16 protein-coding genes are annotated in these 17950 nt (G+C 65.9%); 6 read left to right on the top strand and 10 right to left on the bottom strand.

Translation table 11 applies throughout. From position 1 onward, the window contains the following. Positions 1 to 115 precede the first annotated feature (115 nt). Together ACK4HJ_RS18165 and ACK4HJ_RS18160 are read right to left on the bottom strand one after the other, a co-directional pair. Positions 116 to 2050 carry a GspE/PulE family protein gene (locus tag ACK4HJ_RS18165; protein WP_409834170.1) on the bottom strand — a complete coding sequence of 645 codons (1935 nt, stop codon included), beginning with the start codon at positions 2048 to 2050 and terminating at the stop codon, positions 116 to 118. A 17-nt stretch (positions 2051 to 2067) separates the two neighbouring features. Further along, positions 2068 to 2871, bottom strand: a complete 804-nt coding sequence (locus ACK4HJ_RS18160; protein WP_409834250.1) for an exodeoxyribonuclease III — start codon at positions 2869 to 2871, stop codon at positions 2068 to 2070. 10 nt (positions 2872 to 2881) lie between these two features. Between ACK4HJ_RS18160 and pyrE the strand changes: the two genes are divergently transcribed. Both pyrE and ACK4HJ_RS18150 read left to right on the top strand, forming a co-directional pair. Continuing rightward, positions 2882 to 3580, top strand: a complete 699-nt coding sequence (pyrE, locus tag ACK4HJ_RS18155; protein ID WP_409834169.1) for an orotate phosphoribosyltransferase — start codon at positions 2882 to 2884, stop codon at positions 3578 to 3580. A 5-nt stretch (positions 3581 to 3585) separates the two neighbouring features. Continuing rightward, positions 3586 to 4299: a DUF4124 domain-containing protein gene (locus ACK4HJ_RS18150; protein WP_409834167.1), complete on the top strand. Its 714-nt coding sequence runs from the start codon at positions 3586 to 3588 to the stop codon at positions 4297 to 4299. Between the two features lie 122 nt (positions 4300 to 4421). Here the strand turns inward: ACK4HJ_RS18150 and gatB are convergent, their stop codons facing one another. From gatB to gatC, 3 genes are all read right to left on the bottom strand, one after another. Next, the gene (gene gatB, locus ACK4HJ_RS18145) at positions 4422 to 5870 is read right to left on the bottom strand and encodes an Asp-tRNA(Asn)/Glu-tRNA(Gln) amidotransferase subunit GatB (RefSeq protein ID WP_409834166.1); all 1449 of its coding nucleotides are present in this window, start codon (positions 5868 to 5870) and stop codon (positions 4422 to 4424) included. Positions 5871 to 5989: 119 nt separating this feature from the next. After that, positions 5990 to 7477, bottom strand: coding sequence for an Asp-tRNA(Asn)/Glu-tRNA(Gln) amidotransferase subunit GatA (gene gatA / locus ACK4HJ_RS18140; RefSeq protein WP_409834163.1), 1488 nt, complete (start codon positions 7475 to 7477; stop codon positions 5990 to 5992). Between the two features lie 21 nt (positions 7478 to 7498). Continuing rightward, positions 7499 to 7798 carry an Asp-tRNA(Asn)/Glu-tRNA(Gln) amidotransferase subunit GatC gene (gatC, locus tag ACK4HJ_RS18135; protein WP_409834161.1) on the bottom strand — a complete coding sequence of 100 codons (300 nt, stop codon included), beginning with the start codon at positions 7796 to 7798 and terminating at the stop codon, positions 7499 to 7501. 217 nt (positions 7799 to 8015) lie between these two features. Here gatC and ACK4HJ_RS18130 point away from each other — a divergent pair, with 217 nt between their 5' ends. The 4 genes from ACK4HJ_RS18130 (at position 8016) to mrdA (ending at position 12766) form a co-directional block, all read left to right on the top strand. Continuing rightward, on the top strand, positions 8016 to 9059 hold the full coding sequence (locus ACK4HJ_RS18130) for a rod shape-determining protein (protein ID WP_008907364.1): 1044 nt from the start codon (positions 8016 to 8018) through the stop codon (positions 9057 to 9059). A gap of 66 nt (positions 9060 to 9125) precedes the next feature. After that, positions 9126 to 10049 carry a rod shape-determining protein MreC gene (gene mreC / locus ACK4HJ_RS18125; RefSeq protein WP_409834159.1) on the top strand — a complete coding sequence of 308 codons (924 nt, stop codon included), beginning with the start codon at positions 9126 to 9128 and terminating at the stop codon, positions 10047 to 10049. A 52-nt stretch (positions 10050 to 10101) separates the two neighbouring features. Then, positions 10102 to 10620 (top strand): rod shape-determining protein MreD, encoded by a 519-nt coding sequence (gene mreD, locus ACK4HJ_RS18120; RefSeq protein WP_409834157.1) that lies wholly within the window; start codon positions 10102 to 10104, stop codon positions 10618 to 10620. Between the two features lie 202 nt (positions 10621 to 10822). Then, complete coding sequence (gene mrdA / locus ACK4HJ_RS18115) at positions 10823 to 12766, top strand: penicillin-binding protein 2 (protein ID WP_409834155.1); 1944 nt, start codon at positions 10823 to 10825, stop codon at positions 12764 to 12766. Between the two features lie 124 nt (positions 12767 to 12890). Here the strand turns inward: mrdA and ACK4HJ_RS18110 are convergent, their stop codons facing one another. From ACK4HJ_RS18110 to ACK4HJ_RS18090, 5 genes are all read right to left on the bottom strand, one after another. Next, a complete protein-coding gene (locus ACK4HJ_RS18110; RefSeq protein ID WP_409834153.1) occupies positions 12891 to 13805 on the bottom strand; it encodes a DMT family transporter in 915 nt (304 codons plus the stop codon). 229 nt (positions 13806 to 14034) lie between these two features. Continuing rightward, complete coding sequence (locus ACK4HJ_RS18105; protein WP_409834151.1) at positions 14035 to 15333, bottom strand: DcaP family trimeric outer membrane transporter; 1299 nt, start codon at positions 15331 to 15333, stop codon at positions 14035 to 14037. A 255-nt stretch (positions 15334 to 15588) separates the two neighbouring features. Next, positions 15589 to 16335 (bottom strand): amino acid ABC transporter ATP-binding protein, encoded by a 747-nt coding sequence (locus tag ACK4HJ_RS18100; protein WP_409834149.1) that lies wholly within the window; start codon positions 16333 to 16335, stop codon positions 15589 to 15591. Continuing rightward, a complete protein-coding gene (locus ACK4HJ_RS18095; protein WP_409834147.1) occupies positions 16332 to 17114 on the bottom strand; it encodes an amino acid ABC transporter permease in 783 nt (260 codons plus the stop codon). Before ACK4HJ_RS18095 ends, ACK4HJ_RS18100 begins: the two co-directional genes overlap by 4 nt. A gap of 36 nt (positions 17115 to 17150) precedes the next feature. Continuing rightward, positions 17151 to 17915: an ABC transporter substrate-binding protein gene (locus tag ACK4HJ_RS18090; RefSeq protein ID WP_409834145.1), complete on the bottom strand. Its 765-nt coding sequence runs from the start codon at positions 17913 to 17915 to the stop codon at positions 17151 to 17153. Between the last annotated feature and the right edge of the window lie 35 nt (positions 17916 to 17950).

Here is a 17950-nt window from a genome sequence, read left to right as displayed (position 1 = left end):
GCACTTTGACAATTGTTGACCAAGCTGACGGTGGTCGTAGGCAGGGCGCGCGGGCCGCTGGGGTAGGCAGCATGCCCCGCTCATCGCAAGCAGGCGCCCACCCGGCGCACCACCGCTACAGGTTGGTGGCCGCCACGACTTCGGACATGTCCGTCAGGCCCTGCAGCACTTTTTCGATGCCGTCCTGGCGCAGCGTGAGCATGCCGGCCGCCAGTGCCGAATGGCGGATGTCCGAGGCGGGCGCCCGGTGGCGGATGTGCTGGCGGATGGGGTCGTCGCTCAGCATCAGTTCATGAATGCCCAGGCGGCCCCGGTAGCCGTGGCCCTCGCACTCCGGGCAGCCCACGGCCCGCCACAGGCGCAGCTGTCGCTCAGCGCCCTGGCCGTGCTGCTGCCGCCAGCGCGCGACCTGCTCCGCGCGGGCCTGGGGCGTGTTGTGGGCGCCGCTGTCCAGGTACTGCGATGCCAGGCTGGCCAGCGTGTCGTCGTCCGCCACATGGGGCGCGCGACAGGCCGTGCACAGGCGGCGTACCAGGCGCTGCGCCAGGATGGCCAGCAGCGAATCGGAAAAATTGAACGGGTCCAGGCCCATCTCCAGCAGCCGCGCAATGCTCTCGGGCGCCGAGTTGGTGTGCAGGGTGGACAGCACCAGGTGGCCGGTGAGCGAGGCCTCGATGGCGATGCGCGCGGTCTCCTCGTCGCGCATCTCGCCGATCATGATCACGTCCGGGTCCGCGCGCAAAAACGTGCGCATGGCAGCGGCAAAGGTCCAGCCGATGCGGGGGTTCACCTGCACCTGGCGCAGGCCGCTCTGGGTGATCTCGATGGGGTCTTCGGCCGTCCATATCTTGCGGCCGGCGGTGTTGATGTCGCGCACCACCGAGTGCAGCGTGGTGGTCTTGCCGCAGCCCGTGGGCCCGCACACCAGCACCAGGCCGTAGCTCTTTTGCACTACGGCGCGCAGGTCCGTCAGGTTGCGAGCGCTGAGTCCGATGTTTTCGAGCGGCAGCGGCTTGGCGCCCGCGAGCAGGCGCAGCACCACGTCCTCCAGTCCGCGCGAGGTGGGTACGGTGACTACGCGCAGCTCCACCGGTGGCCCGCCAAAGCGGGCGAAGTCGATCTTGCCGTCCTGGGGCTTGCGGTGCTCGGAGATGTCCATGCCCGCCATGATCTTGATGCGGGCCACCATGGCAAAGCGGTAGCGCGCGGGCAGTTCCAGATAGGGCGTGAGGTCGCCGTCGATGCGCAGGCGGATGCGCACGTTCTGCGGAGCCGGCTCGGTCTCGATGTGGATGTCGGACGCGCGGTGATGGATAGCCTCGTCGATGACCGAGTTGATGAGCCGCACCAGGGTGTTGTCGGACTCGCTGATCACGTCGGCCTGTTCCGCATCGGCCTGCACTTCGGGCGCCGCCGCGCTGAGGTTGCTGGCCAGCTCTCGGGATGTGGCGCGCGCCGCTGCGGGCGGGGCGGCAGGGTTCGCGCCTGCAGGGTGCACCCGGTAGGCCTGGTGGATGGCGGGCATCAGTGTGCCTGGCGCCGCCTGCAGTGCAATGACACGCCGCTGAGTTAGGAACCGCAGCTCATCCAGCAGCACGCGGTCGGTGGGGTCGGCCATCAGCAGCACCAGCGCGTCGTCGCGTGCCACCAGCGGCAGCACCGATTCACGCTCCGCCACCGCGCGGGGGATCAGCGCCAGCGCCGCGGCCTCGGGTGTGAGGTCCCCAGGGTGCACGGTGTAGTCGCCCAGCCAGGCAGCAATCACCTGTCGCAGCTGCTCCTGCGTCAGCGCCCCGCGGTCCACCAGGATCTGGCCGATCAGGCGGTGCTGGCCTTCGGCGCGCTCGGCCTGCTGCGCCTGCAGACCTTCGCTCAACGCGGGCGGCGACAACAGCCCGGCGTGGACCAGGGCCTCGCCCAGGTGGCGCGCCTTGCCCACGCTGGGGTGGGGGGTGGAGAGCTGTTTCCACAAGGCCTCTGCGCTGCTGGGCCGGAAACTGTGGGAGGAGGAGGAAGAGGGCGGAAGGGCGAAGGCAGCGGCGTCGTTCATCAGCTCAATGGGGCAGGTCAAAGGCTCAGGTCGTACTCCACGGTGATCGGTGCGTGGTCGGAAAACTTCTCGCCTTTGTAGATGGATTCAGTGCGTGCCAGCGCCGCCAACGCCGGGGTGGCCAAGTGGTAGTCCAGGCGCCAGCCCACGTTGTTGGCGTAGGCCTGACCCCGGTTGCTCCACCAGGTGTAGGCGGTGTCGGTGGCGGTAGGTTGTAACTGACGGTAAACGTCTATGATGCCGCCGCCTTCATCAGTTGTGTGCAACAACTTTGTCATCCAGGCGCGTTCTTCGGGCAAAAAACCACTGTTTTTCTGATTGCTGCGCCAGTTTTTGAGGTCGATTTGCTGATGCGCAATATTGATGTCGCCGCACAGGATGAAGTCGCGCTCGGCCTTCAGGCGCATGAGGTGCGGATGGAACTCGTCCAGGAAGCGGAACTTGGCCAACTGCCGCTCCTCGCCCGACGAGCCGCTGGGAAAGTACGCACTGATGATCGACAGCTTGCGGGCGGGCGTGTCAAAACGCAGCTCGACATATCGGCCTTCTGCATCGAACTCGGCTGACCCATAGCCAACGACTACATCCGAGGGCACATGCCGCGTGTAGATGCCCACTCCCGAATAGCCCTTTTTCTGGGCAAAGTGGAAGTGTCCCTGCAGGTCGGCCAGGCGCTCGAAGCGGTTGGCCATGTCGGCCGCCTGGGCCTTCACTTCCTGCACGCAAATACAATCCGGCCGCGTGGCTGCCATCCAGCTTTCCACGCCTTTGCTGGTGGCCGAGCGGATGCCATTGAGATTGAGGCTGGTTAACTTGAACAAGGATTTCCCCATGGTGGATGTTGGCGCGCAACCCTCGGAGCAGGGACGGCTGGCGCAGGATTTTGTGCAGTTCGCCGTCGAATCGGGCGTGCTGCGGTTTGGCGAGTTCAAGACCAAGGCGGGGCGCCTGAGCCCCTATTTTTTTAACGCCGGCCTCTTCGATGACGGCCGCAAGCTCGGCCGGCTCGCGGAATTCTATGCAAAAGCCCTCATCGCCAGCGGCATCGAATTCGACATGGTGTTCGGCCCCGCCTATAAGGGAATTCCGCTGGCCGCCACGGTGGCCGTGGAGCTGGCGCGCCTGGGCCGCAACGTGCCCTTTGCCTACAACCGCAAGGAGGCCAAGGACCACGGCGAGGGCGGCACGCTGGTGGGCGCGCCGCTTAAGGGGCGCGTGCTCATCGTGGATGACGTGATGTCGGCCGGCACCGCCGCACGCGAGTCCATTGCCATCATCAAGGCGGCAGGCGCCACACCGCACGCTGTGGCCATTGCGCTGGACCGCCAGGAAAAAGCCACCGAGAATGGCCAGGACGTCGACCACAGCGCAGTGCAGTATGTGCGCCAGCAGCTGGGCATGCAGGTGTGCGCCATCGCTCGGTTGGCAGACTTATTGCTGTACCTCTCCCATAACGGGGAAGAGGGGATGCGCTCCCATCATGAAAAAGTGCTGGCGTACCGCCAGCGCTATGGTGTCAACGAAGGGTAGATGACTTGAGCACAGCGGCGTGGATCTTGGGCGGAGTTCTGTTGGCCACCCTGGGCGCCGAAAGTGCCTGGGCGCAGGACCAAAGTGGCGCCGCGGGCGGCATCTACACCTGCGTGGACCGCAACGGCCGCCGGCTCACGGCCGACCGGCCCATTGCAGAATGTGCAGACCGCGAGCAGCGCGAGCTCAGCCCGTCGGGCGTCACGCGGCGCCAGATCGGACCGACGCTGACGGAGGTGGAACGCACGGCGCTTGAGGCCCAGCGCCGCAAGGAAGCCGAGGAGCGCGCCCGGGTCGTGGAAGAGCGCCGCCGCGAGCGCGTGCTGGTGGCCCGCTACCCGAACAAGGCTGCGCACGACGTGGAGCGCGCGGCCGCGATCCAGCTGGTGGATGACGTGACGGCCACGGCGGAAAAACGCATCACCGAACTGAACGCCGAGCGCAAGAAGCTCGACCAGGAGATGGAGTTCTACAAGAAGGACCCCAATAAAGCCCCCATGACTCTGCGCCGCAAGATTGGCGAAACCGACGAGAGCATTGCGGAGCAGCAGCGCTTCATCGCGGGGCAGGACCAGGAAAAGCGGCGCGTGCATGCGCGCTTTGATGCCGAGCTGGCCCAGTTGCGCAAACTGTGGGATGCCCAGCGCGCACCGCTGCCCACGGCCGAGGCGCCTGCGGCGTCGGCGGCATCCCCTGCACCGGCCTCCGCTACGCGCTGAGCTGTCTTCGTCACCCACTGCGCACACGTCTAATGGCGGGCGCCGTGCACGGACACCAACAACACACAGAAAAACCAAGGGGCCCGCAGGCCCCTTGGTTTTTTGCAGCGCTCAGAAATGTGTCAGCCCGCCAGCTTGGCGCGTAGCACCTCGTTGACCTGCGTGGGATTGGCCTTGCCCTTGCTGGCTTTCATGATCTGGCCGACCAGCGCGTTGAAGGCCTTGTCCTTGCCCGCGCGGAACTGCGCTACGTTGTCGGGGTTGGCGGCAATCACCTCGTCGATGATTTTTTCGAGCGCGCCGGAGTCGTTCATCTGTTTGAGGCCCTTGGCCTCGATGACCGCATCCACGTCAGAGCCCTCACCCGTCCACAGCGCGTCAAACACCTGCTTGGCGGCGTTGTTGGAGATGGTGCCATCGGCAATGCGCCCGATCAGCGCAGCCAGCTGGGCAGATGAGACGGGCGCCTGCTCGATGCCGACCTCGGCCATGTTCAAGCGGCGCGACACCTCACCCATGATCCAATTGCTGGCCAGCTTGGGCTGGCCGCAGGCCTTGGCGGCCGCTTCAAAATAGCCGGCCATCGCCTTGCTCTGTGTGAGCGTGGTGGCGTCGTATTCGGGCAGGCCGTAGTCGGCGACAAAGCGTGCTGCCATGGTGCGCGGCAGCTCGGCCATGCGGGCGCGTTCTTCTTCCACCCATTGAGCGGACACGTGCAGCGGCGGCAGGTCCGGGTCCGGAAAATACCGGTAGTCCGCCGCGTCTTCCTTGGTCCGCATCGCGCGCGTCTCGCCCGTGTCCGGGTCGAACAGCACGGTGGCCTGCTGGATGGCGTGGCCGTCTTCGATCTGCTCGATCTGCCAGCGGATCTCGTAGTCGATGGCCTGCTGCATGAACTTGAACGAGTTCAGGTTCTTGATCTCGCGGCGGGTGCCCAGTGGTTGGCCGGGCTTGCGCACCGACACGTTGGCGTCGCAGCGGAAACTGCCTTCCTGCATGTTGCCGTCGCAGATGCCGATCCAGGTCACGATCTTGTGCAGCTCCTTGGCATAGGCCACGGCCTCTTCGCTGCTTCGGATGTCGGGCTCGGTCACGATCTCAAGCAGAGGCGTGCCGGCACGGTTGAGGTCGATGCCGGACTGACCGATGAAGTCTTCATGCAGCGATTTGCCCGCATCTTCCTCCAGGTGGGCACGCACCAGGCGGACGGTCTTCTTCTCGTCGCCCAGAAAGAAAGACACCTCGCCGCCTTGCACGACCGGGATCTCGAACTGGCTGATTTGGTAGCCCTTGGGCAGGTCGGGGTAGAAGTAGTTCTTGCGCGCAAAAATGCTGACGGGCGCAATGTGCGAGCCCAGGGCCAGCCCCAGGCGGATGGCGCAGGCAACGGCCTCGCGGTTCATCACCGGCAGGGTGCCGGGCAGGGCCAGGTCCACGGCGCAGGCCTGGGTGTTGGGCTCGGCGCCAAAGGCGGTGCTGGCGCGGCTGAAGATCTTGCTCTGGGTGGCGAGCTGCGTGTGGGTTTCAAAGCCGATGACGACTTCGTAGCCCTGAATGAGTTTGGCCGACATGGAAGGATCTGTCCTTGGCTATCACTATCAAATAAGGAGCTGCTGGCGCAGGTTGCACAAGGTTTCCAAATGAAACTGGCTTGAAACCCTTTGTCATCAAGCGCTGGCAGCTATGTTTTTCAGAGCGGTGACCGCAGGTGGAAGTCGGTGGCCTGCTGCAGGCGGTGTGCGGCATTCAGCAACCGGCTTTCCTGGAAGTAGTTGCCGATCAGCTGCAGGCCCACGGGCAGGCCCCCCTCGCCAAAACCAGCGGGTACGCTCATGCCGGGCAGGCCGGCCAGCGAGCCGGGCAGGGTGAAGATGTCGGCCAGGTAGTCGGCCAACGGGTCGTTGCCGTGGTCACCCAGCTTCCAGGCCACGGTGGGGGCCACGGGGCCCGCGATCAGGTCGCAGCTCTTGAACGCGTTCTGGAAGTCGTCGGCAATCATGCGGCGGATCTTCTGGGCCTGCAGGTAGTAGGCGTCGTAATAGCCGTGGCTCAGCACATAGGCGCCGATCATGATGCGGCGCTTGACCTCGTCGCCAAAACCTTCGGCGCGGGTCTTCTTGTACATGTCCACGAGGTCGGTGTAGTGCTGGGCGCGGTGGCCAAACTTCACGCCGTCGAAGCGGCTGAGGTTGGACGACGCCTCGGCCGGGGCAATGATGTAGTAGACCGGTATGGACAGCTGCGTGCGCGGCAGGCTGATGGGCACGAGCTTGGCGCCGAGCTTCTCGTATTCCTTGAGCGCGCCCTCCACGGCCGCGCGCACATCGGGCGCCAGGCCTTCGCCAAAGAACTCGGCGGGGACGCCGATGCGCAGGCCTTCAATGCTGTCGTTCAGCTGGGCGCTGAAGTTTTCGGCGGGCACATCCAGGCTGGTGGAGTCGCGGTCTGGGTCGGGGCCGCACATGGCGGACAGCAGCAGCGCGCAGTCTTCGGCACTGCGGGCCATGGGGCCCGCCTGATCGAGGCTGGAGGCAAACGCGATCATGCCGTAGCGGCTGGCGCGGCCATAGGTCGGCTTGATGCCGGTGATGCCGCAGAACGAGGCGGGCTGGCGGATGGAGCCGCCCGTGTCGGTGCCGGTGACGGCCGGCGCCAGGCGTGCAGCCACGGCCACGGCGCTGCCGCCGGACGAGCCGCCGGGGATGCGGTCGGTAGCCCAGGGGTTGCGCACGGGGGCGGGGGCGTCAAAGCCCACGGGGGCGACGGCCGAATTTTCGTTGGCCGAGCCCATGGCGAACTCGTCGCAGTTGAGCTTGCCCAGCGTGACGGCGCCCGCGTCGGCCAGCTTGGTGACCACGGTGGCGTCGAAAGGCGACCGGTAGCCCGCCAGCATCTTCGAGCCGGCGGTGCTGGGGAAGTCCTTGGTGACAAAGATGTCCTTGTGGGCAATCGGCACGCCCGCCAGGGGGCCCGCGGTGCCAGCGGCGATGGCGGCGTCCTGGGCGCGGGCCTGGGCCAGGGTGATGTCGGGGTCCACGGCCACGTAGGCGCCCAGGTTTTGATGGGCTTGTGCGCGTGCGAGGAAATGCTGGGCGGCCTCGACGGCCGAGACGCGGCGCTCGCGCAGCTCGGTGGTCAGTTGGGCCACGCCCAGATCGTGCAATGCGGTGGAAGTCATGCGGCGGAAGTCAGTTCTTACTTACTCGATCACTTTGGGCACGAGGAACAGGCCTCGTTCGACGGCGGGGGCGCTTTGCTGGTTGGCCTCGCGCCGGTTGGGCTCGCTGGCCGCGTCCTCGCGCAGGCGCAACTGCACGTCCTGGATGGCGGCCACGGGGTGTGCCAGGGGCGTAACGCCCGAGGTATCCACAGCCCGCATCTGTTCCACGATGTCAAAGAAGCCGTTGAGCTGGGTGAGCATGCGCTCACTCTCTGAAGGGGTCAGCTCAAGCCGCGCCAAGTTGGCGATGCGGCCGATGTCCTGGGGGGTCAGTGCCATAGGGAGAAGAATCTAGAGAAACCAGAAGTAAAGCTGTGCCGCGGCCCGCGCCAGCGGGAGTTATTCACAGGGGATGGGGTATTATCCCGGCTTTGTCGCAATGGCCCTTTTTTTGCTGGTGATTGTGCGAAAAAAGCGTTATCTGACCCCCACCCACTCCCTGACACACCCGGCGATGGCAGGCCGACGTGCATGCCGTGCCTGAGAGGATCCCTGAATGTTCGGAGCTTTCCGTCGGTACTTCTCCACCGACCTGGCCATTGACCTTGGCACAGCCAACACCCTCATCTTCGCCCGCGACAAAGGCATCGTGCTCGACGAGCCCTCCGTTGTCGCCATCCGCCACGAAGGCGGCCCCCACGGCAAGAAAGTCATCCAGGCCGTAGGCCACGAGGCCAAGGCCATGCTGGGCAAGGTGCCCGGCAACATCGAAGCCATCCGCCCGATGAAGGACGGCGTGATCGCCGACTTCGTGATCACCGAGCAGATGATCAAGCAGTTCATCAAGATGGTGCACCCGCGCACGCTGTTCACTCCCAGCCCGCGCATCATCATCTGCGTGCCCTGCGGCTCCACCCAGGTCGAGCGCCGCGCCATCAAGGATGCGGCCGAGGCTGCGGGCGCCACGGCGGTCTACCTGATCGAAGAACCCATGGCGGCCGGTATCGGCGCTGGTCTGCCCGTGTCAGAGGCCTCGGGATCGATGGTGGTGGACATCGGCGGTGGCACGACCGAGGTGGGCGTGATCTCGCTCGGCGGCATGGTCTACAAGGGCAGTGTGCGCGTCGGTGGCGACAAGTTCGACGAAGCCATCATCAGCTACATCCGCCGCAACTACGGCATGCTGATTGGCGAGCCCACCGCCGAAGCCATCAAGAAGAACATCGGCTCGGCCTTCCCCGGCTCCGAAGTGCGCGAGATGGAAGTCAAGGGCCGCAACCTGTCCGAAGGCGTGCCTCGCAGCTTCACCATCTCCAGCAACGAAGTGCTGGAGGCGCTGACCGACCCGCTGAACCAGATCGTCTCGGCCGTGAAGAATGCGCTGGAGCAAACCCCCCCCGAGCTGGGTGCCGACATTGCCGACCGCGGCATGATGCTGACGGGCGGCGGCGCGCTGCTGCGCGACCTGGACCGCCTGCTGGCCGAAGAAACCGGCCTGCCCGTGCTGGTCGCCGAAGACCCGCTGACCTGTGTGGTGCGCGGCTGCGGTATTGCGCTGGAGCGCATGGACCGCCTGGGCAGCATCTTTACCAGCGAGTAATCCAGCGATGCCTGTCCTGCCACAGGCACGGGACCACATCACTGTCACTGAACGCATGCGCCGCACATGCCACTGGGTACTCTAGAGCGCAGCGCTCCTCCTTTCTTCAAACAGGGCCCTTCGGCCCTGTCGCGTTTGGCCGTCTACAGTGCGCTGGCGCTGTTCCTCATGGTGGCCGATGTGCGCTTCAAGCTGACCGAGCCGGTGCGGCAGGCTGTGGGCACGGTGCTGTACCCGGTGCAGTGGCTCATGCTCCAGCCGGTGGAGTTTGCAAGCCACGGCGCGGGGTATTTCCAGTCACTGAAAGCGGCGCAGGACGAGGCCGATGCGGCCCGCAAGAAGATGACCGTCATGGGCCAGCGGGCCAACCAGGCCGAGCAGCTGGCGCTAGAGAACACCCGCCTGCGCGAGCTGCTGGCCCTGCGCGAGCGCCTGACCACCCCCGCCCAGGCGGCCGAGGTGATCTATGACACGGCAGACACCTACACACGGCGCGTGGTCATCGACCGGGGCCAGCTGGGCGGTGTGGAGCTGGGCTCGCCCGTGATGGATGAGGCCGGTGTGCTGGGCCAGGTCACCCGCGTGTTTCCGCTGGTGAGCGAAGTCACCTTGCTGGTAGACCGCGACCAGGCCATCCCCGTGCTCAACGTGCGCACCGGCGCCCGCGGCGTCGCCTATGGCGACCCCGTGGCCGGTCACGGCGGCGGGGGCATGGAGCTACGCTTCATGCCCGCCAATGCCGATGTGCGCGAAGATGATCTGCTGACCACCAGCGGCGTGGACGGGCTCTACCCCTCGGGCCTCCCGGTAGCGCGCGTGGTGCGGGTGGAGCGCCGCGCCGACTCGGCCTTTGCGCGCATTTACTGCATGCCGCTGGCACAGGTGCAGGGCGCGCGCCACGTGGTGGTGCTCCAGCCGCTGGCCGACAACACCTTGCCGCGGCCCGACCCCGTGCCCACCTCGCCCGCCAAGCGGGGGACCCGCAAATGACCCGTTTCGCCGCCGCTCCCGCTGCTGCCGCTCTTCTGGACGGAACCGCGCCATGATCATGCCGCGTGGCGAGCCCCTGCTGATGCCGGTGAACCCGGTGTTCATCGCTGCCAGCCTGGCCGCGGGCCTGGCCGTCAACATGCTGCCGCTGGGCCGCGTGGTGTGGACGCCGGACCTCGTCATGGTGCTGCTGGTGTTCTGGGGCGTGCACCAGCCGCTGCGCATCGGCATGGGCGTGGCCTTTGTGCTAGGGCTGTGCATGGACGTGTCGCAGTCGGCCCTCCTGGGCCAGCATGCGCTGTCTTATGCCGTGCTGTCGTTTGCGGCCATCGCCATCCACCGGCGCCTGCTGTGGTTCAGCGTGCCCTCGCAGGCGCTGCAGGTGCTGCCGCTGTTTGCGCTGGCCCATGCGATCGAGCTCTTGCTGCGCATGGCCTCCGGCGGTATCTTCCCGGGACTGTGGAGCTTTCTGGCGCCGCTGCTCGAAGCCCTGCTCTGGCCCGTCGCCAGCTGGGTGCTGTTGGCGCCCCAGCGCCGCCCGCCCGACAGCGACCAGAATCGTCCTTTGTAGACATGAAGCGACACCCCTCTGAGGCCCTGCGGGCCTTCCCCCCGCTCTCGCATTGCTGCGCAATGCGGGCAGGGGGATTGCAGCCAGCGCACGCGAGCGAAGCGCCGCCTATGCGGCTTGGCGGCCCTTGCGCGGCTGCCCTCGTCTCGGCTGCGCCCGTTGCGTGGGCTGCGGGTGGCGCACAGTGGCGTGGAAAACTGAGATGACCGAACTGCGCAGTAGCGAGGCCGAAGCGTTCCGCTTCCGGATGCGCGCGCTGATCATCGGCGCGGTCGTGTTCATCGCCTTCGGGCTGGTGGTGGCGCGGCTGGTGTTCCTGCAGGTGGTACGGCACGACGACCTGGCCGCGCAGGCCGAAAGCAACCGCACGGCCGTGGTGCCCATCGTGCCCAATCGCGGGCTCATCCTGGACCGCAACGGCGTTGTGCTGGCCACCAACTACTCGGCCTACACGCTGGAGATCACGCCGTCCCGCGCGGGTTCGCTGGACGACACCATCGACGAGCTGTCTAAAGTGGTCGAGATCCAGACCCGCGACCGGCGCCGCTTCAAGCGGCTCATGGAAGAATCGCGCAACTTTGAATCCCTGCCCATCCGCACGCGGCTGACCGACGAAGAGGTGGCCCGCTTTACCGCCCAGCGCTACCGCTTCCCGGGCGTGGACATCAAGGCGCGGCTGTTCCGCAACTACCCACTGGGCGACGTGGCCAGCCACGCCATCGGCTACATCGGCCGCATCAACCAAGCCGAAAAGGCACGCATCCAGGATTCGGACGACGAGGCCAACTACCGGGGAACCGAATACATCGGCAAGCTGGGCATTGAGCAAAGTTTTGAGTCCGCGCTGCATGGCGCCACCGGCGTGGAGCAGATGGAAACCTCGGCCGGCGGGCGCGCGGTGCGCAAACTCTCCAGCCATGCCGCCACACCGGGCGACAGCGTGGTGCTGTCGCTGGACATCAAGTTGCAGAAGATGATCGAGGATCTGTTCGGCGAACGGCGCGGCGCTCTGGTGGCCATCGACCCACGCAGCGGCGAGGTGCTGGCCCTGGTGAGCAAGCCCACGTTCGACCCCAACCTGTTCGTCGAAGGCATCGACGTGGAGAACTGGACGGCGCTGAACGAGTCGCTGGACAAACCGCTGCTGAACCGTGCCCTGCGCGGCACCTACCCGCCCGGCTCCACCTACAAGCCCTTCATGGCGTTGGCGGCGCTGGAGACGGGCAAGCGCACGGCCTCGGCCATCACGCAGGACAACGGCTCCTGGACCTTTGGCGGCCACACCTTCCGCAGCCACGGCGACCACGGCCTGGGCCCGGTGGACATGCACCGCAGCATCGTCAAGTCGAGCAACGTCTACTACTACGCGCTGGCTAACGATATGGGCGTGGACCTGATGCACGACTTCATGAAGCCCCTGGGCTTCGGCCAGATCACCGGCATCGACCTGAATGGCGAGTTGCGCGGCGTGCTGCCCAGCCAGGAGTGGAAGCGCAACGCCTACCGCCGGCCCGAGCAGAAAAAATGGTATGCGGGCGAAACCATTTCGCTGGGCATCGGCCAGGGCTACAACACCTTCACCATGCTGCAGCTGGCCCACGCCACGGCCACGCTGGCCAACTCGGGCGTGCGGCACAAGCCGCACCTGGCCATCGCCACCATGGACGCCGTCACGCGCGAGCGCCGCGCCATCACGCCCGAACCTCCGGTCGACCTGGGTTACAAGCCGGAGAATGTGGCCGTGGTGCGCCGCGCGCTGGTGGGCGTGACGCAGGAGGGCACTTCCACCCGCGTGTTTGCCGGGGCCAAGTACCTGTCTGCGGGCAAGACGGGCACGGCACAGGCCGTGACCATTGGCCAGAAGGACAAATACAACGCCTCCAAGCTGCAGGAGCACCAGCGCGACCACGCGCTGTACATGGCCTATGCGCCAGCCGACGAGCCACGGATTGCGCTGGCGGTGATCGTGGAAAACGCCGGTTTTGGCGCTGCCCACGCCGCGCCCATTGCGCGCCGCGTGTTCGACTATTGGTTGCTGGGTGAGTACCCCAGTGACGAGGACATCGCCGCAGTGCAAAAGGGCCAGGCCGCTGCCCCCATCGGCAAGCCCCGTGCCGTGGCAGACGTGCCCCTGCTGGCGCCCTGAGCGTGTGCTGCCGTTCGCATATGCTATAAAAATAATAGCTGTTAGCGCTTGAAGGATAAGCGCTAGAGCCTCTTTTGACTGATATTCTTGAGCGCTGACCGGATCTGGGGACGACCGCGCTTCATCAGGCCTGCGCTGCCGCCGCCGGGCGGACCGCAGGCTGCAGCTGGCTGAACACCAGCGCCGCCACGATCAGCGCCGCGCCACTGACCCCTGCCAGCCCCAGCCGCTCGCCCAACAGCACCCAGGCCGTGAGCGCCGCAAACACTGGCTCCAGCCCGAACACGATGGCGCTGCGCATGGCATCCACCCGCTGCTGGCCCCAGGCCTGCAACGTCACCACCACCACGCTGGCCAGCAGGCCCAGGTACACCAAAGCCACCCAGGCCGCTGCGGGTAGCTGCTGCAGCACGGGGGGCAGCGCGCTCAGGCCGCTGCCTTCCGGCCCAGCGCCTTGCACCAGCAGCAGCACTGTGGACGCCAGCGCCATCATGCTGGCCTGCGCCGCCGCCATGCGTGTGGCGCGCAGGGGCAAGGCAGCCGTGCGGCGCGCGCATTCCTCCAGCGCCAGGATGTAGACCGCGTAGAACACCGTGCTACCCAGCGTCAGCGTATCGCCCAGGTTCCAGGGCTCGTTTTCGTGGAACATCAGCGCCATGCCTGTGCACGCCATGGCGCAGGCTGCCCACAGCTGCCAGCCATAGCGCCGACCCAGCACCGCCATGGCGATCAGCGGCACCACCAACACGCTGAGCCCGGTCACAAACGCGTTGCGGTTGCTGCTGGTGCGCGCCAGGCCCTCGATCTGCAGCCAGAACGCGATGAACAGCAGCAAGCCCAGCGCACAGCCCCAGCGGCGCTCGGCACTGCGCATGCCCCACCACAGGGGCGTCAGCACCAGAAGTGCGATCACGAAGCGCAGCCAGATGATCTGCAGCGCATCAAGGTGAGCCGACAGCAGCTTCATGGCCGGGAAGGTCGTGCCCCACACCACGGTCACGGCCAGCAGGGCGACCAAGCCCAGACGTTCGGGTTTCATAGGCTCCAAAATAAGAAAGGGCTGATCGGTTTCCCGGCCAGCCGTTTGCGAATGTTCTTGTGGTCAGCGGCTTACGCGCCACATGCAGCTATTGCATGGTCACGGCCCCGGCAAGCGCCACCGTGATCCCGGCTTTGCCAGCCCACCCGTGGCATCCCCGTCCCTGAGCGCAAAGCGCAAAGCGCATGGGGGAGGGGGTGAGGGCGCATGGCGCCCCGGTAGCTGCATCTCAATTGAACAGGTAGCGCGCCTGGAGGTTCAGGCGCAGCATGTCGCCGCGCTGGCCGTCAAACGTGGTGCGGCGGCCGCCGATCAACTCGCTGCCCAGTTCCACGTTGGGAATGGGCAGGTAGTACATGCCAGCGTGCCACTGGTACAGCTTGTGGTTGCCCTCGGCGCCGTAGGCGTTTACGTACGCATCCCCCAGCTTGTGGCGCGAGCGCACCATGCCCAGCGACACCGTGGCGCGCAGCTTGTCGTTGAACGCGTTGGTCAGGCCCAGCACCACGCCGTGCGACTTGTCCAGGCGCACCGTGCCGCCGTCCAGCACGGGGTAGTTGGCGCCCACCAGGTACGCGCCGTCGCCGTCGCCGTCCAGGCGCGTGTACTGCGCCATCAGCGTGGCCGTGCCGGTCAGCTTGTAGCCCGCGCCCAGGCCAAAGCCCACGCCGCGCTTGGACGCACCGTCGATGCGCTGCTCGTGCGACATCATGCGGGCGTTGAGGTTGCCCCAGTCAAAGCCCTTGTCCACGCGGGCCACCAGGTTGGGGCCCTTGGCGCCGTCGGTAGGTTCTTCGATGGCGAACTGGAACTTGGCCAGGTCGGGGTTGTTGTAGGTGTAGCGCACCTGGGCAGGGCGGCGAAAGGTGGCGCCGGGCGGGCCGTTGAAGTCCACCGTCTCGGGCAGGTTGTCCACGTCCATGAAGGTGGACCAGGTCTGGCCGATCAGCCAGCCGGCGTATTCGCCATAAGCGTGACGCAGGCGCAGGCGGTTGCGGTTGCACTCGCTGCCGCAGTAGGCATAGAAGTCGGCCTCGATCTTGGTGTTGAAGGTGCCGATGCCCGTGGGGGTGGAGGTTTCAAATCCGAAGCGCGAGGTTTGCGCCGTCAGGCTGGTCTTGCCATTGCGCGTATCGCCCAGGGGCTGTTCCATGAGGTTGGTGAAGGTGTCGCCCGGGGCTGTGCCCTTGAAGTCTTTCACCATGTTGGCCTCTGCATAGCCGTACACGCGGATCGACGTCTCGCTGCCCGGCAGGCGGAAGCTGCCAGGGATGTCGCCCAGCACCACGGCGTCCTTCTGCTTGAGCTCCACTGCCTCGATGCGGTCGTTCCAGGCCGATGCCGACGCAGCGGGTGCGGCCGGCGTCTGGGCTTGCTGGGCCTTGAGCGCATTGAGTTCAGCGCGCAGGGCCTTGAGCTCGTTGCGCATGTCTTCGAAATCCTTGGCGGTCTGTGCAAAGGCTGCGGGTGGCAGGCTGCACAGGCCGGCGGCCATCAAGGCAAGGAACGTGTGGTTCAGTTTTTTCATGGTCACTCCGGTAGGGGCTCTTTGTGTTGTGGTGCGCCGGGCCTGGATCTCAGGCGTTCGGATGCGGGGGGCGGTGTGGTGGCTCAGCCTCTCTAGTGTGCTGTCCCGTAAATAGCTGCACGAAATGAAATCGATGGCATCGCGACCAGGGCAAGGCACAACCCGAAGTGATAGCCGTGGCTATCGCGAGGATTTGCAACGCAACCCTGGGGGTGAGGACGCGATTTCATGTGCAGTTATTTGCGGGACAGCACACTAACTGGCCATCCGGCCAATGAAGGCACGGATTCGGTCGTTGGCGGGGTTGGCAAAAAACTCTTGCGGCGGCGCATCGTGCGCGATGCGGCCCTGGTCGAAGAACATCACGCGGTCGGCCACCTCGCGGGCAAAGCCCATCTCGTGGGTTACCACGATCATGGTCATGCCGCCGCGGGCCAGTTCGCGCATTACGTCGAGCACCTCCTGCACCATCTCGGGGTCCAGTGCGCTGGTGGGCTCGTCAAACAGCATCACCTGGGGCTGCATGGCCAGGGCGCGTGCAATGGCCACCCGCTGCTGCTGCCCGCCCGACAACTGCCACGGGTACTTGTGCGCATGGGCCTGCATGCCAACGCGGGTGAGCAGCGCCAGCGCCTGCTCATTGGCCTGCGCGCGGGGCGTGCGGCGGATGCGGCGTGGCGCCAGCGTCACGTTGTCCAGCACGCTCATGTGGCCGAACAGGTTGAACTGCTGGAACACCATGCCCACTTCGCTGCGCTGCTTTTGCAGCAGGTGCGGGTCGTCGCCCACGGGTTCGCCGCCGATGGTGATGGTGCCGCTGTCGTGCGGCTCCAGCCGGTTGATGGCGCGCAGCAAGGTGCTTTTGCCCGAGCCCGAGGCGCCGATGATCACCGTCACCTCGCCCGTGTTGAACTGCGTTGAAACGTCCTTGAGCACCTGGTGTGCGCCAAACGACTTGCACACACGGTCCACCACAATGAAGGGCGTGGAAGCCGGGCTCATTTGCTGCGCCCTTCCACGTCAAACCGGTACTCCACCGCGTTGCTGATCTGCGTGACCAGCGTGGTGAGCAGCAGGTAGGTAATGGCCACTGTGGACAGTGTGGCAATGGGCTGGAAGGTGGCCGACTGGATGCGGTTGCCCACATTGGTCAGTTCCACCACGCCGATGGCGTAAGCCAGCGACGAGTCCTTGAGCAGTGCGACGAAGTTGCTCACCAGTGGCGGCAGCGAGATCTTGAACGCCTGCGGAAACACCACGTCCACGAACACATGCACCCGGCCCAGGCCCAGGGCCTTGGCCGCCTCGGTCTGCCCGCGCGGCACCGCCAGAAGGCCGGCGCGGATGGCCTCGGCGTTGTACGCGCCCACGTTCAGGCCCAGGGCCAGCACGGCGGCGGCAAAGTCCGGCAGGTTGAGCCCGGGCACCAGCACGGGCAGCGCAAAGTACACAAACAGGATCTGCACCAACAGCGGCGTGCCGCGAATTACCCAGATGTAGAAGCTGGCCACCCAGCGCACCGCCGCCCAGCGCGACGTGCGTGCCAGCGCCGCGGCCGTGCCCAGCACCAGCCCCACGCTGCCGCTGATCAGCGTGAGCCACAGCGTGGTGCGCGCGCCGTCAGAGAACGCTTGCGCGTTGGGGCCAATCGGGTCGGGCAGAAAGGACAGGAGCTTGCCCAGCAAGGCCAGCGCCAGAACCATCAGGATGACGGCGGAGACGAGCGTGGCGTTGCTGCGCTGCTGGCGAGACCAGCGCTCGGGCCAAAGGGCAAGGAGCATGATGAAAAAGTACCCCGGTCAGTGAGCTGGGGCGCTTCAGTTCGTGCAGCGAACGTCTTCGTTGAAATACTTCTTGGACAGTGCGGCGTAGCTGCCATCGGCCATGACTTCGGCCAAAGCCTTGTTCCAGCCAGCGGCCAGCGAGCTGTTGCCCTTGGCCACGGCGGCAGCAATGCGCTCGATGAACAGCATGTCGCCCAGCTTGAAGCCCGCGCCGGGGTTCTTCTCGGCCACGGCCTTGGCCACGAAGCGGTCGGTCACCCAGGCGTCCACGCGGCGCGAGTTCAGCGCGCTGCGCGCATCCACGTCGGTGGGAAAGTTCTTCATTTCCTTGATGGACGAGACTTTCTGCACGTTCTCGAGGTAGCTGGTGCCGGTCTGCACGGCGACCACCTTGCCAGCCAGGTCATTGGCGCTCTTGATGGCGGGGTCCATGGCGATGATCATGCCGCCGGAGCAGTAGTGCGGCTCGGTGAAGGTGACGGCCTTGGCGCGCTCTTCGGTGATGCCGTGCGAGGCGATCACCAAGTCCCAGCGGTCCTGGCGCAGGCCGGTCAGCAGGGCGTCGAAGCCCAGCGTCTTCCACTGGATGGTCAGGCCCATCTTCTTGGCCACCAGTTCGGCCACTTCCACTTCAAAACCCGTCAGCGTGGTGCCGTTGAAGAAATTGAACGGAGCGAACTGCCCTTCAGTGGCGATAAGAATCTTGCCGTCCTTCTTGACCTCGTCCAGCGAGCGTGACTGGGCGGCAAATGCGGCGCAGAGCGCGAGGGCGGTGGCAACAGCCTTGAACAATTTCATGGGTCGGGTCCTGTACGGGGTATTTCAGGTACAAA

Origin of the sequence: Acidovorax sp. (assembly GCF_046294525.1) — a bacterium.
Taxonomy (GTDB): domain Bacteria; phylum Pseudomonadota; class Gammaproteobacteria; order Burkholderiales; family Burkholderiaceae_C; genus Acidovorax.
This window is presented reverse-complemented; position numbering and strand designations above follow the sequence as displayed.

What these genes read in the sequence shown, in the direction of transcription:
- ACK4HJ_RS18165 (WP_409834170.1), bottom strand. Translation starts at nt 2,050, where the DNA reads ATGAACGACGCCGCTGCCTTCGCCCTTCCGCCCTCTTCCTCCTCCTCC.
- pyrE (WP_409834169.1), top strand. Translation starts at nt 2,882, where the DNA reads ATGGTGGATGTTGGCGCGCAACCCTCGGAGCAGGGACGGCTGGCGCAG.
- gatB (WP_409834166.1), bottom strand. Translation starts at nt 5,870, where the DNA reads ATGTCGGCCAAACTCATTCAGGGCTACGAAGTCGTCATCGGCTTTGAA.
- gatA (WP_409834163.1), bottom strand. Translation starts at nt 7,477, where the DNA reads ATGACTTCCACCGCATTGCACGATCTGGGCGTGGCCCAACTGACCACC.
- gatC (WP_409834161.1), bottom strand. Translation starts at nt 7,798, where the DNA reads ATGGCACTGACCCCCCAGGACATCGGCCGCATCGCCAACTTGGCGCGG.
- ACK4HJ_RS18130 (WP_008907364.1), top strand. Translation starts at nt 8,016, where the DNA reads ATGTTCGGAGCTTTCCGTCGGTACTTCTCCACCGACCTGGCCATTGAC.
- mreC (WP_409834159.1), top strand. Translation starts at nt 9,126, where the DNA reads ATGCCACTGGGTACTCTAGAGCGCAGCGCTCCTCCTTTCTTCAAACAG.
- mreD (WP_409834157.1), top strand. Translation starts at nt 10,102, where the DNA reads ATGATCATGCCGCGTGGCGAGCCCCTGCTGATGCCGGTGAACCCGGTG.
- mrdA (WP_409834155.1), top strand. Translation starts at nt 10,823, where the DNA reads ATGACCGAACTGCGCAGTAGCGAGGCCGAAGCGTTCCGCTTCCGGATG.
- ACK4HJ_RS18110 (WP_409834153.1), bottom strand. Translation starts at nt 13,805, where the DNA reads ATGAAACCCGAACGTCTGGGCTTGGTCGCCCTGCTGGCCGTGACCGTG.
- ACK4HJ_RS18105 (WP_409834151.1), bottom strand. Translation starts at nt 15,333, where the DNA reads ATGAAAAAACTGAACCACACGTTCCTTGCCTTGATGGCCGCCGGCCTG.
- ACK4HJ_RS18100 (WP_409834149.1), bottom strand. Translation starts at nt 16,335, where the DNA reads ATGAGCCCGGCTTCCACGCCCTTCATTGTGGTGGACCGTGTGTGCAAG.
- ACK4HJ_RS18095 (WP_409834147.1), bottom strand. Translation starts at nt 17,114, where the DNA reads ATGCTCCTTGCCCTTTGGCCCGAGCGCTGGTCTCGCCAGCAGCGCAGC.
- ACK4HJ_RS18090 (WP_409834145.1), bottom strand. Translation starts at nt 17,915, where the DNA reads ATGAAATTGTTCAAGGCTGTTGCCACCGCCCTCGCGCTCTGCGCCGCA.